General features: G+C 52.3%; 13 protein-coding genes. 8 read left to right on the top strand and 5 right to left on the bottom strand.

What is annotated here, in order from left to right:
* Positions 1-78: 78 nt before the first annotated feature.
* The 3 genes from MV421_RS03135 to tmk all read left to right on the top strand — a co-directional run bounded on the left by MV421_RS03135 (position 79) and on the right by tmk (position 2,602).
* Positions 79-1,164 (top strand): NDP-sugar synthase, encoded by a 1,086-nt coding sequence (locus MV421_RS03135; protein ID WP_297418536.1) that lies wholly within the window; start codon positions 79-81, stop codon positions 1,162-1,164.
* Between the two features lie 10 nt (positions 1,165-1,174).
* Complete coding sequence (locus MV421_RS03130) at positions 1,175-1,882, top strand: phospho-sugar mutase (protein WP_297418491.1); 708 nt, start codon at positions 1,175-1,177, stop codon at positions 1,880-1,882.
* A gap of 93 nt (positions 1,883-1,975) precedes the next feature.
* Complete coding sequence (tmk, locus tag MV421_RS03125) at positions 1,976-2,602, top strand: dTMP kinase (RefSeq protein ID WP_297418531.1); 627 nt, start codon at positions 1,976-1,978, stop codon at positions 2,600-2,602.
* Positions 2,603-2,773: 171 nt separating this feature from the next.
* Here the strand turns inward: tmk and MV421_RS03120 are convergent, their stop codons facing one another.
* Both MV421_RS03120 and MV421_RS03115 read right to left on the bottom strand, forming a co-directional pair.
* On the bottom strand, positions 2,774-3,097 hold the full coding sequence (locus MV421_RS03120; protein ID WP_297418488.1) for a hypothetical protein: 324 nt from the start codon (positions 3,095-3,097) through the stop codon (positions 2,774-2,776).
* A gap of 168 nt (positions 3,098-3,265) precedes the next feature.
* Positions 3,266-3,613 (bottom strand): hypothetical protein, encoded by a 348-nt coding sequence (locus MV421_RS03115; RefSeq protein ID WP_297418485.1) that lies wholly within the window; start codon positions 3,611-3,613, stop codon positions 3,266-3,268.
* Here MV421_RS03115 and MV421_RS03110 point away from each other — a divergent pair.
* Positions 3,603-4,493: an ABC transporter ATP-binding protein gene (locus MV421_RS03110; RefSeq protein WP_297418482.1), complete on the top strand. Its 891-nt coding sequence runs from the start codon at positions 3,603-3,605 to the stop codon at positions 4,491-4,493. The two genes, MV421_RS03115 and MV421_RS03110, sit on opposite strands and share 11 nt — an antisense overlap.
* A complete protein-coding gene (locus MV421_RS03105; RefSeq protein ID WP_297517816.1) occupies positions 4,490-5,719 on the top strand; it encodes an ABC transporter permease in 1,230 nt (409 codons plus the stop codon). The genes MV421_RS03110 and MV421_RS03105 overlap by 4 nt, the downstream gene beginning before the upstream one ends.
* Here the strand turns inward: MV421_RS03105 and MV421_RS03100 are convergent.
* Genes MV421_RS03100 through MV421_RS03090 form a run of 3 tightly spaced genes read right to left on the bottom strand, consistent with a single transcriptional unit; the run spans position 5,716 to position 8,682 of the window.
* On the bottom strand, positions 5,716-6,438 hold the full coding sequence (locus MV421_RS03100) for a DUF2334 domain-containing protein (RefSeq protein ID WP_297418475.1): 723 nt from the start codon (positions 6,436-6,438) through the stop codon (positions 5,716-5,718). The two genes, MV421_RS03105 and MV421_RS03100, sit on opposite strands and share 4 nt — an antisense overlap.
* A 38-nt stretch (positions 6,439-6,476) precedes the next feature.
* A complete protein-coding gene (locus MV421_RS03095) occupies positions 6,477-7,337 on the bottom strand; it encodes an alpha/beta hydrolase (protein ID WP_297503346.1) in 861 nt (286 codons plus the stop codon).
* 4 nt (positions 7,338-7,341) lie between these two features.
* Positions 7,342-8,682 (bottom strand): MFS transporter, encoded by a 1,341-nt coding sequence (locus MV421_RS03090; protein ID WP_297418469.1) that lies wholly within the window; start codon positions 8,680-8,682, stop codon positions 7,342-7,344.
* A gap of 85 nt (positions 8,683-8,767) precedes the next feature.
* Here MV421_RS03090 and MV421_RS03085 point away from each other — a divergent pair, with 85 nt between their 5' ends.
* Genes MV421_RS03085 through glpK form a run of 3 tightly spaced genes read left to right on the top strand, consistent with a single transcriptional unit; the run spans position 8,768 to position 11,784 of the window.
* Positions 8,768-9,478, top strand: a complete 711-nt coding sequence (locus MV421_RS03085; protein ID WP_297418466.1) for a glycerophosphodiester phosphodiesterase family protein — start codon at positions 8,768-8,770, stop codon at positions 9,476-9,478.
* A gap of 32 nt (positions 9,479-9,510) precedes the next feature.
* Entirely contained in the window at positions 9,511-10,251 is a 741-nt protein-coding gene (locus tag MV421_RS03080) for a glycerophosphodiester phosphodiesterase family protein (protein WP_297418528.1), read from the top strand.
* Between the two features lie 48 nt (positions 10,252-10,299).
* Positions 10,300-11,784 carry a glycerol kinase GlpK gene (glpK, locus tag MV421_RS03075; RefSeq protein ID WP_297418463.1) on the top strand — a complete coding sequence of 495 codons (1,485 nt, stop codon included), beginning with the start codon at positions 10,300-10,302 and terminating at the stop codon, positions 11,782-11,784.
* Positions 11,785-11,905: the final 121 nt, after the last annotated feature.

Here is an 11,905-nt window from a genome sequence, read left to right as displayed (position 1 = left end):
CCGATGAACCTATGGGTTCAGTGGTGATGGCATCACAAGGCATATTAACCGGGAATGATACATTGGATGGTGCGCATCATGAAGGCGGTAGTACTCGCAGGGGGCAGGGGGACAAGGCTTCTCCCACTGACAGTTTACAGGCCGAAGCCCATGATTCCCTTCTTCAACAGGTCCCCGATGGAATACGCCCTGCTGAACTTGATCAGTGCGGGGGTGGATGAGGTCTACGTTCTCGTCGGCTACCTTAAGGAGCGCATAATTGACTACTTCGGTGACGGGGGTGAATGGGGGGTTGAGATACACTATTCCAATGGGGACAACATAAAACTCGGAACCGCTGGGGCCACCAAGAAGGTGGTGAAGCACATGGACGATACGTTCTTCGTGGTTTCGAGCGACGTCCTGACTAACCTTGACCCTAAAGCGCTCTACAAGTACCACCGATCCAAGAACGCCCTCGCGACGATAGCGCTCTCCTCAGTAGAGGACCCGACCCAGTACGGCATAGCGATAATCGACAGTGATGGCAGAATCCTGCGCTTCAAGGAGAAGCCAAAGCAGGAGGAGGCATTCAGCAATCTCGTCAACGCCGGCATCTACGTCTTTGAGCCTGAGGCCTTTGACCTCGTTCCAAAGGCGAAGGAGTTCGATTTCTCAAAAGACCTCTTCCCACGGATGCTGGAGAACGACCTGCCCCTCTATGGATTCACCTTCAATGAATACTGGAACGATGTTGGAAGGCCCTCAAGCTATCTCCAGGCCACTAAGGATGTCTTCGCGGGCAGGCTCGCCCTTCCTGGCCTGAGGACGGAAAGCTTAAAGGGCAACTTAGAACACGGTGGGGCCATAGTGACCGGAAGGCAGTGCATCCTTAGGAAACCCGACATTAGAGGCTTTGCAGTCATCGGGAACGACGTTGAAATAGGACGAAACGTTAAAATAGAGCGTTCGGTGATATTTTCAGGCGTCACCATAGGGGATGGTGCTGAGATCAAAGAAACCATAATAGGTGAAAACGTCCGCATAGGGAAGGGCGTTGTGATCCAGCCCGGAAGCGTTGTGGGTGATAACACGCTCATCGAGGACTTCAGCAAAATCGGCTCCAACGTCAAGATATGGGTGGAGTCGAGGATTGGAAAGGAGAGTATAATACTGCCCGATTGAGGTGGTTAGGATGGAGGTATATTATTCCCCAAGGTTCAACCCTGAGGAGCTGGCCCTGCTTGGAAGGGCCATAGGGACGATTTCGCACGGTACCATAATAGTTGGAAGAGACGGTAGGGCAATATCGAGGTACGGAAAGCGCGCGATGGTGGTTGGAATCGTCAGCACTGGTTCGACCATAATGGACGTCCGCCTGATTCCACTCGTCGCGTTGAAGGACTTCTCCCATAGAAAGGGTCTTCCGTTGGCATACGTCTACTACTACAACGGCGTCAGGGTTTACGTCAACGGAATGGACGCAGATGAGATAAACACCATACTTGAGAGTAAAAGCTTCATTGAGGCACACCCGAACGACATAGGCGCGACAGTTTACTACCCAAACGCCCTCGATGACTTCCTGCACGAGGTCTTCAAGCACTACAACTTCAAGATAGAGGGTAAAGCCCTCGTCGACGCAATGAACACCCCAGCGGTTCTCTTCTTCCCGCGCATGAGCGAGCACTTTGACTTTGAAACGGAGCTTATCAACGACATGATGACGAGCTATCTGCCCCCCAAGCCGAAGGAGGTCTTTCTCCACAAGTTAAACAAGGGGGGCTATGACTTTGGACTGCGCTTCAGGCCGGACGGGACGATAGAACTTCACCACAAAGGAGAGCAGAAAGAGTTCGGCAGCATGTGGACTTTACTTGACCACATGAAAAGGAACCTCTGATGCTTCAGTTTTCCCTGTTTTTTTCGCAAAGCCTTCGCAGAAAAAGGTTAAAAGGTAACCACTTCACCAGTTTCATCCGTGGAGGTGAGGGCTGTGGGGACTTTCATAGTCATAGAAGGCATTGATGGTGCAGGTAAATCAACTCAGGCAAGGCTTCTTGCCGAATGGTTCGAGGAGAGGGGAAAGGAGGTCGTCCTGACGAAGGAACCGACGGATACAGCCTTCGGCAAGCTCATCAGGAGGCTCGTTCTTACGGGCGGAAGAGAGGGCATAATAGACGGCGCTAGGATAAGCCACGAGGCCGAGGCGCTCCTCTTTGCGGCTGATCGAGCCGAACATGTTGAGAAGCTCATCAAACCAGCCATTAAAGAGGGTAAAATCGTCATCTCCGACCGCTACTTCTATTCGTCCCTCGCTTACCAGTGGGCTAGAGGGCTCAACCTTGAGTGGCTCATCGGCTTGAACAGGTTTGCCGTAAGGCCCGACATAGTTATACTGCTTGACCTCCCGGTCAGGGAGAGCATGAGGCGCATAAACAGAAGAAGCATAAAGAGCGAGTTCGATAGGATAGCTGAACTCCAAAAAGCCGTCCGCGAGAACTACCTAAGGTTAGCGGAGCGCTTCCCTGAGATGAAGATCGTTAACGCCCTCGCGAGCGTCGAGGATATACACGAGGATATAGTTGAGCTTGTCAAGCACGAACTCTCCGGGGAGAAGTAGGGGTCGGCCAGTGCCAGTCTCTTCATCTGGTAGCGAATCAGACCGGTAAACGCTCGTCATTCCCCATTATTCTTCCGGTTGCTTTTTAAAAAGTCTTTCCCAATTCCCTTGGGCCAATGACGAGCGTTAGCCACGCTGAATGGTGAAGAAAAGAGGGTTAACCGAGGCCCATCAGTAGAGCTTTCCTCCCTCCTCCTTAAGCTTCTCCCTCTCGCGCTCGATCTTCTTCTTATCCTCGAAGAGCTTGGCCCTGTTGTTGTAGCCGAGCCTGCTGAAAAGGCTCGTTGTCGTGTTCATGAACTTTCCAAAGTTCGCCGCTATTACAGAAGCGACTATGAAAAGCCCGACTATGAAAGCCGCCTGACTCTTTGTGAAGAACCCGTGCGATACAAGGGCATAGCCAAGCCAGATTGGTATTCCAACGATGACAAAGAGGAGCATTGCATACCACAGGGCTTTATACCCGTATCTCTCCATGAACATCGCAAAGTCCATGGTATCACCTGAGCGTATTTTGGATGCAATCTTTTTATATTTTTCGATTGCGTAAAAGTTTGTGTGTTTAACTAGTCAACTATTTACACTTTATTAAGACATAATTCAAACGATATTCTAAAGTACTTTCCTAAATGAGCCAGGTGGTGTTTTGTCCTTAGCTGAGTTTTACAGGTATCTACGGTGGGATGGTCCTGAAGATAAAATGATAATCCGGTGCTTCAGGGCAATAGAAACGTTCTTTGACATGTTCACGGCTTCGAGAAAGCCACGGAAATGAAACTTAAGTCCCGGGATATCGCCTCTCAGCTCGCTATTAGATGGGTTCGTTTCAGGGGAACGGGCTTGTGGGAATAGAAGAGCACGTGTAGATGGGTTTTCGGACGTGATAGTGTTCTCCAAGTCAGTATAAATGGATTGCAGAGGAGCTTTGCAGTCAGTTCTGAATTTCAGAGTTTCCACCCTCTTTATATCTTCCACCCCGTTTCTGGGCTTGGGGTTGCCCATGAAAGCCATCAAAATTAATGGGTTGAAGAAAAGCTACGGTGAGTTTTTTGCCCTGAAAGGGGTCAGTATTGAGGTGGAAGAGGGGGAAGTCTTCGCCCTTCTCGGACCAAACGGGGCAGGAAAAACAACACTCATAAGAATCCTAACTGAGGGGCTCGGCTATGATTCCGGAGAGATCAAGGTCTTTGGAAAGCACCTCTCAAAGGAAACCGCCAGACTAATAGGTTACGTACCCCAGGAGAGCGTTGCCTACGACCTGCTCACAGTGAGGGAGAATCTGGACTTCTACGCCGACATCTATAACGCTCCCCCAAGCAGGATCCCAAAGCTCATTGAGGAGTTCTCGCTTCCTCCAGAGAAGAAGGCGAAGGAGCTGAGCGGGGGAATGAAGAGGAAGCTCAGCCTCGCCGTAGCACTCCTCTACGAGCCTAGAATCCTCATACTGGATGAACCATCCACAGGGCTGGACGTTCCATCGAGAAGAGAGCTGTGGGGGAGAATAAAACGGTTCCAGTACGAGGGGAGAACGGTTCTGCTCGCGACCCACTACATGGAGGAGGCCGATGCCCTGGCCAGCAGGGTGGCTATAATGAACGAGGGGAAGGTGATTGCCGTGGGAACACCTGACGAACTGAAGTCCCTGGCTGGGAGGGAGAGTGTTCTTCACATAGAAGGGAGTTTAAGGGGGGTTGAACTCGTGAGAAGGGAGTTTCCTAGGGTAATAGAGCGTGGGAACATACTCAGGGTTTCAGTGGAAAACGCCAGAACCTTGCTTCCCCGTGTTGTTGAAACCCTCATCTCAGAGGAGAGCGAAATAAGGACGATAAGGGTCGAAGAACCAACCCTTGAGGATGTTTTTCTCAAACTCACCGGGAGGGGTCTGGAATGAACAGACGGGTTGTTAAAGGAATAATTCTAAAGGATTTGAAGGAGGTAAAGAGGGAACGAATGACCATGTTTTGGGTCTTCGCCTTCCCCCTCATGTGGATAACCTTACTCGGGGGAATCTGGGGCGGTCACAGTCCGCCGGTGACGATTCAGCTCGGCGTCGTTTGCCCCAATGGGAGCGCCATCTTCACGACGGGAAACGTCGTTGCTGCAATGGAAAACTTCACCATTGACGGAGTTCACGTCTTTAAGATCAGAGAGTATGGGAGCGAGAAGATAGGTATGGAAGCCATCAACCAGGGACGGATAGACGCACTCCTTGTATTTCCCAGGGGCTTTGAAAAGAACGTCTCCGAAGGTCTTCCCATCAGGATTTATGCGTACTTCGATAGAAGCGACCCCCAGAAGTATCAGGTAGTAAGCGGAACGGTGAAGGGTTTCCTCTCGGAGTTTAGGCATGAGATGGCCGTGAGGAGACTGAACATCACCCTGTCCTATATGGGGAAGTACATGTCCTCGAATTTTGGGGACAACTTCACCGTTGAAGATGGCAAGGCGTACCTTCTCGGCCTGGTGAACCCCATTGAGGTGGAGGAGAAAAACGTTACCGGGAATGCCCCATCCCCAATTCAGTTCTACGTCACGAGCTTCATTGGAATTCAGTTCCTCTTCGCGACCATGCTGTTGATAGGCTCGGGGACGCTTGAAGAGATAGAGCACGGGACCCTCAGGAGGATAGCGGCCTCACCGGCAACGGCCTGGGACTTTCTGGCCGGAAAGGTGCTCTCGACCTTTACCATTGTAACCATCAGCATACTTGCGGGTATAGCCTACGCGAAGCTGGTCTTCGGGGAAACGATCTTTCCAAGCCCCCCGGGCTGGGTCCTGATATTCCTCGCGGCGGTCTTCTCGATGAGCCTCGGGTTGGCAATAGCAATGGCAACGAGGAGCATAAAGGCAACCAACACGATAGTCAACCTGATATCGATGCCTCTCCTGTTTCTTGCTGGCATCGTCATACCCGAGGCAACCCTACCGGACTGGGCAAGGCCCATAGTCAACTACTTCCCGCTTGGCAGCGCGCTCAAGGGACTCCGACTGCTCGAACTTTATCATAGGCCTGCTAGTGAAGTCCTGCCCGGCATCCTCTGGCTCTCCGTGAGTGCCTTTGGAATTCTCTTGATTGCGGTGCTCCTCTACAACTGGGCCGTGAAGAGGCTCGGTTAGCTCCAATCTTTTTTCCTCACGAACCGCAGGAACCTCCTCAAGAAGGTCATTCCCGCGTCGTTGTTGACTGCCACCGGATGAACGGAGAGAATGAAAGTGCCGTTAATATGGGAGTAAGCACTCTCCGCGCTCAAAAGCTGGTATGGAACGAGAAAATCGGGGATGTACCATGTGTACTCGTGGTTGTAAACCGGCTCGATCCGGCCATCGGGGAAGTAAATGAAGTCCTTCCCTATGACGGTTATGTTGTGGCTCAGGAGAACGCCGAGGGCATCGCTTGACATACTGTACCTTGGGGCAATGAAGTACTCAGGAAAAGGCAGACCGCATTTTTTGAACTCCCTTAAACCAAGCTCAAGCTTCTCCTCCGCCGTGCTCGCGTTGCAGTTGAATTCTTCTCCAATGTGGTTGTAACCGTGAAGCTCGATATGATAACCCTCCCTTTCGAGCATTTCCAGGAACCTTACAAATGCAGGATATTTACACAGGGGCTTTTCACCGCCGTGGTTTGGAATCACGAGGAGATACGTCTCGTTCTGGAAGCCGTACGCGCTTATTACGTTCGTTATCTCCCGCAACTGCTCCATGTAGCCCGGGCTGACATCGTGGAGGAGAATTACGAAGTGGCCAAAGGCCGGAACGTAGGCGGGCCTCACGAGCGAAGAAGAGGCGAGGAACACAAGGAACACGATGGTGATGACCTTTCCGGAGGACTTCATCAGAGGTGAAAAGAAGGAATGGCTAAAAAGTTTGCCCCTCAGAGGTGTCTCTTCAGGAAGTCCCCGACCCTGGCCTTCCACTCCTCGGGATGGAACTCCAGCGTCCTGACATGGGAAGCATCGGTAACCCAGAGCTCAACGTCGGGGTTGACCTTCCTGTTGTGCTCGTAGAACTCCCTAACCTCACCCACCCCCACGAGGGGATCTTTCTCACCCGCTATGAGCAGGAGCGGCTTCTTCACTCTCTCCGCCAGATTGATGGTGTCCTCCGTCCTCCCGCTGAATAGCCTTCCAAAGGGCTTGACGAAGGGGTAAAGCCATTCAGGCAGGTTGGCGAAGTACTTCAGGCTTCTCGCGCCTGTTCTGTCGAGATACATCGGTGGTGAATCTGCAACCCCACAGCAAACCCCTTCAAGCTCGGCCAGCGAGCGGATGGTGACTATCGCACCCATCGAGAATCCTATCAGGGCTATGCTTCCGGCCGCTTCCGGATGGTTCTTTTCCAACCAGCGGACGGCGGCTTCAACATCTTTAACCTCGTCCCTCCCGACTGTGGTGTACTTCCCCTCGCTCCTGCCGTGGGCGCGGAAGTCGAAGGTCAGGACGTTGTAGCCCTCTCTAAGGAGGAACTCCGTGGTTTGCTTCATGTAAACGTCGTCCCACCTGCTCCGCGTGTAACCGTGGAGGGGAATCACCGTTTTGTCGCTCCCGTTCGGGATCCACCAACCGTCTAGCCTAAGACCATCGGAGGTCTCGAAGGTTGCCTCCTCATAGCCGGAGCCGAGATCCTTGGGCGTCCAGTCACCGACGAAGCGTGGAGGCTTCGCCATTTTGTACGCTATAAAGACCGCGAAGAGAATGAAGAGGAGGAAAAGAAAAATCAAAACTTCCAACAACACGTTTTCATACCCCCTCCTGCGTGTCCTCAATCTTGTCTATTCCCGGCTTTTCGTTTGACATAACGTCCAGGTGCTTCATTCCCCATATCAACGGCAGGGCTATGAGGACGAAGATAGCCCCTACCGGGAAGAGGATCTTGTAGTTTCCCCCAGCGAGCTGGACGATGCCGCCGCCAACGAGGCCCGCTATGAGTATCGGGAAGGATTTAGTGGCCTCAAAGAAGCCATAGTAACGCCCGTTGAATGCCTCCTTCTCGTACTTGGTGAGGAGGTCTCCGATGACCGGCCAGGAGGTGGCCATCAGCATTCCCCAGCCTATTCCTGCGAAACCGATGAGTGCCGTGACCTGGAGCTTCGTGTGGATAAACCAGCCAAGGAGGAGTGGAATCAGGAAGAGCACCCCTCCAATGATGATGGACTTTCTCCTGCCAATCCTGTCGTAGAGTGGGCCGCCGGTTATGGCTCCGATTAGGACGGTAACGTTGAAGAGGGCCATTATGGCGTTTCCAAGGGCGGTGACGCTGGAGGTTCCGAGAACGGATTCGAGGATTCCAAACATGAATACAGCTATGAACTCGAAGCTAAGCCACCAGAGCATCTGGGCGATGTAGAAGCTCAGGAAGTCCCTGTCGGAGAGTATTGTCCTGAAGTAGTCCCAAAGGGACTCTTCTGGCATTTCCCCTTTTATCTTTGGCTCCTTTACCCTGAAGAAGACGTAGATAGCCGAACCAATGAGGAAGATAGCGACCACAGCGAAGGGAATCCAGAGGTAGCCGGCTTCACTCATGGCCTTTATCTCGTCGCTTACCCCAGTAACAGCGCTGGCCTTCACGGCCAGGAAGGCTATCATGCCAAAGAGGAAGAGGTTGCCCATCCACTCAAAGAGCGTTATTATTCCGCTGACCTTGCCGCGGGCACCGCTCTCAACAACATCCGGCATCAGGGAGCGGTACTGGGCGACGAAGAAGTACATGAAAAAGTAGAACGCCGCCAAGATTACCGCGAAGGCCGCAAGGGACATCCTTGCAACGTAGCCCAGGTATATAGCTAGGGCTATCAAACCAGCAAGGATACCACCCGCAAGCACGAAGGGCGTTCTCCTACCCCTTCCCGACGAGTAAACATCACTGTAATACCCCATCAGGGGTGGCACGATGAGTCCCATAAGACCTTGGAGAGATAGCACGGCCCCTATAACCGCCGGAGCGTTGGTGTATCCTTCTTGGAGCAACTTAAAGGTTAGACCCTTGTTTATTGCCCAGCCCGTACTCATGCTGAACCCGAGCAGGGCTAGACTGAGAACCATTCCCCAGCTGAACTTCCGTTTATCGATGCCCATCCTCATCACCTTTATTCTACCCCGTACAGTGATGAAACGTTAGTAGTAATACAGAATAAGCTTTTAAGGGTTGCCAGTTCATATCTGGACGATGAAAATCGGGACAGAAATGAACAATGAAAATATCTTCATATTAGGGCACAGGGGCTTCAGAGGGCCGCTGGAAAATACGCTTCCAGCGTTTAGAAGGGCTTTAAAGTACGCCAACGGGATAGAGTTCGATGTCAGGGTAACGAAGGATGGAAAGCTAGTAGTCCATCATGACAGGGCCTTTAACGCGGGGGGAAAAAGGTTCAGGATAGGTAACGTTAGTCTCTCCCTGCTCAGAAAACTCCACCCCCTTGGCCCGTTGATTCCGAAGGTTTCAGAGGTGCTGTCCCTCAATGCCACTCTCTTCAACGCAGACGTTAAGGAAGCGGGGGCCATTGAACCCCTTATCAAGCTCGTTGAACGGAAGAAAGCCCTTGACAAAACCATTTTTTCTGCAGATAAAGTGAGCATATCAAAGCTTCTATTAAAAGAGTGTCCCGACTGCAAGATAGGTGTCTCCATACTCGGTCTCCGCCCCATCATTGAACTCCTCCGCTCCCGAGGTTTTTATTCGGCACACGTCCCTATAGATGCCATCGCATACATTGGTTATAGACCTCTCGCAACCCTTATCCGAACCCTCAGAAGGCGGGGACTCCGGATTTACCTCTGGAACTACAGTATGGACGAGCTTTTCTGGATTCCGAGGCTGATCCCTTCTGTTGATGTAATCATTTCCAACGATCCAGCTAAGCTGGGAAAGGTTTTTTAGGCTCCCACCTACCCCAAACGAAGGTGATTGTCATGGAAGGAAAAACACTCGTTCTCGGCCACAGAGGATATTCAGCTAAGTATCCTGAGAACACCCTTCTGGCCTTTAAAAAGGCCATCGAAGCCGGCGCGGATGGAATCGAGCTTGACGTCTGGCTGACTAGGGATGGAGAGATCGTTGTAATCCACGATGAGACCGTCGACAGGACGAGCAACGGGAGCGGTAGAGTCAAGGAAATGACGCTCGAGGAGCTTAAGGTGCTCGACTTCGGCGATGGGGAGAGAATACCAACTCTGGAGGAGGTCTTTGAGACCATTCCGGAGGATGCCGTTGTCAACGTCGAGATAAAGGACATCGATGCCGTTCCAAAGACCGCTGAAATCATAGGGAGGAACCATCCTGACAGGATAATCGTTTCATCCTTCCTCATAGATGCCCTGAGGGAGTATAGAAAGCGCGACTCTAAAACGAGGCTTGGGATACTCATAGACAGCGAGGAAACCTTCTCCCAGCTCCCAAGGCTTATAGCGGAGCTTAGACCCTGGTCAATAAACCCCCCGATAGACGCGATGGCCATCCTTGGCGTTGAGAAGACCGTGGGGGCGCTTCAGATGATTAAAAAAGCTGGGCTTAAGGCCGTTCTCTGGCCTCTAAACGAGGAACTCTACTATCAGAACGACAACCTTGTCCGCCTCGGTGGCCTCTTCGATGGTGTCATAGTCAACGACATTGAGAGGATGCTCTCCTACCTCGATTCGATAGGGCTGAAGTGACCGAATCCCTAATATACTTTCCTTCTCTTCCTACTTTTCGGTGAGAACATGAAGAAGTTCATCCTATCACTCGACGAAGGAACGACTTCAGCTAGAGCTATACTCTTCGACAGGAAGGGTAATATACACGGCGTCGGTCAGTACGAGTTCCCCCAGCACTATCCGAGGCCGGGCTGGGTGGAGCACGACCCGGAGGAGGTATGGAACGCTCAGTTCAGGGCGATAAATACCGCTATCGAGAGGGCCAAAATTAATTCTGGGCAGATAGCTGCTATAGGCGTTACCAACCAGAGGGAAACCACTATTGTCTGGGATAGGAGTGGAAAACCGCTCTACAATGCAATAGTCTGGCAGTGCAGGAGAACTGCAGAGATGGTCGAGGAGATAAAGCGCGAGTATGGCGGTCTGATTAAGAAAAAGACCGGTCTTGTGCCGGACGCTTATTTCTCCGCTTCAAAACTTAAGTGGCTCCTCGACAACGTGCCCGGTTTGAGGGAAAAGGCCGAACGCGGAGAGGTCCTCTTTGGAACAGTCGATACGTTCCTTATCTACCGCCTAACTGGAGAACACGTCACCGATTACTCCAACGCTTCAAGGACGATGCTCTTCAACATCAAAAAGCTGGAGTGGGACGACGAGCTTCTTGAGATATTCGGCATCCCTGAGGAGGTTTTGCCAGAGGTCAGGGGATCGAGCGAGATCTACGGATACACCAGGAGAGAACTCCTGGGCAAAGAGATTCCGGTAAGCGGGGACGCCGGGGATCAGCAGGCCGCATTATTCGGTCAGGCAGCCTTCGATGCGGGGATGGTAAAGGCCACCTACGGCACAGGAAGCTTTATCCTGGCTAATACAGGTAAAACTGTCCGCTACTCCGACAACCTGCTCACCACCATCGCCTGGGGTCTAAACGGGAAGGTCAGCTACGCCCTCGAGGGGAGCATCTTCATAACAGGTGCCGCTGTGCAGTGGCTCCGCGACGGGATAAAGATAATCAAGAGCGCCGCAGAGACGGAGGGACTTGCCAGAAAGCTGGAAAGCAATGAGGGAGTCTACTTCGTCCCAGCGTTTGTTGGCCTCGGCGCACCCTACTGGGATCAGTTTGCGCGCGGGCTGATAATCGGCATAACCCGTGGAACCGGCAGGGAGCACCTGGCGAGGGCGACCTTAGAGGCTATAGCATACCTCACGCGCGACGTGATTGAGGAGATGGAGAAGCTCGTCGGGATAAAGGAACTCCGCGTCGATGGTGGGGCAACGGCCAACGACTTCCTGATGGGCTTCCAGGCTGACATACTCAACAGGCGCGTCGTCAGGCCTGTAGTGAAGGAAACCACCGCCCTTGGCGCGGCCTATCTTGCAGGACTAGCCGTTGATTATTGGAGCAGTCAAGATGAGATAAGGAGCCTCTGGGGGGCGGAGAGGGTCTTTGAGCCGTCTGTGGATGGGGAGACAAGGGAGAAGCTCTACCGCGGCTGGAAGGAGGCGGTAACGAGGGCGATGGGATGGGCGAAGGTCGTCGGCAGTCAATGACTTACCATTCCTACCCATAAATTTTATTAACATATCAGTCGTAGAAGAATAAGGGATATCATGAGGAGGTTTCTGGTCGTTTTTGGCGTCCTATTGGTTCTGTCTTCTGTGTTAGGTTACC

The sequence above is a fragment of the Thermococcus sp. genome (genome assembly GCF_027023865.1).
Lineage (GTDB): Archaea > Methanobacteriota_B > Thermococci > Thermococcales > Thermococcaceae > Thermococcus.
This window is presented reverse-complemented; position numbering and strand designations above follow the sequence as displayed.

Bases quoted from the DNA above. Each gene is read 5' to 3' on its own strand.
- MV421_RS03130 (WP_297418491.1), top strand. From the start codon at position 1,175: ATGGAGGTATATTATTCCCCAAGGTTCAACCCTGAGGAGCTGGCCCTG.
- MV421_RS03110 (WP_297418482.1), top strand. From the start codon at position 3,603: ATGAAAGCCATCAAAATTAATGGGTTGAAGAAAAGCTACGGTGAGTTT.
- MV421_RS03080 (WP_297418528.1), top strand. From the start codon at position 9,511: ATGGAAGGAAAAACACTCGTTCTCGGCCACAGAGGATATTCAGCTAAG.
- MV421_RS03100 (WP_297418475.1), bottom strand. From the start codon at position 6,438: ATGAAGTCCTCCGGAAAGGTCATCACCATCGTGTTCCTTGTGTTCCTC.
- MV421_RS03115 (WP_297418485.1), bottom strand. From the start codon at position 3,613: ATGGCTTTCATGGGCAACCCCAAGCCCAGAAACGGGGTGGAAGATATA.
- MV421_RS03120 (WP_297418488.1), bottom strand. From the start codon at position 3,097: ATGGACTTTGCGATGTTCATGGAGAGATACGGGTATAAAGCCCTGTGG.
- glpK (WP_297418463.1), top strand. From the start codon at position 10,300: ATGAAGAAGTTCATCCTATCACTCGACGAAGGAACGACTTCAGCTAGA.
- MV421_RS03105 (WP_297517816.1), top strand. From the start codon at position 4,490: ATGAACAGACGGGTTGTTAAAGGAATAATTCTAAAGGATTTGAAGGAG.
- MV421_RS03085 (WP_297418466.1), top strand. From the start codon at position 8,768: ATGAAAATCGGGACAGAAATGAACAATGAAAATATCTTCATATTAGGG.
- MV421_RS03135 (WP_297418536.1), top strand. From the start codon at position 79: ATGAAGGCGGTAGTACTCGCAGGGGGCAGGGGGACAAGGCTTCTCCCA.
- MV421_RS03090 (WP_297418469.1), bottom strand. From the start codon at position 8,682: ATGAGGATGGGCATCGATAAACGGAAGTTCAGCTGGGGAATGGTTCTC.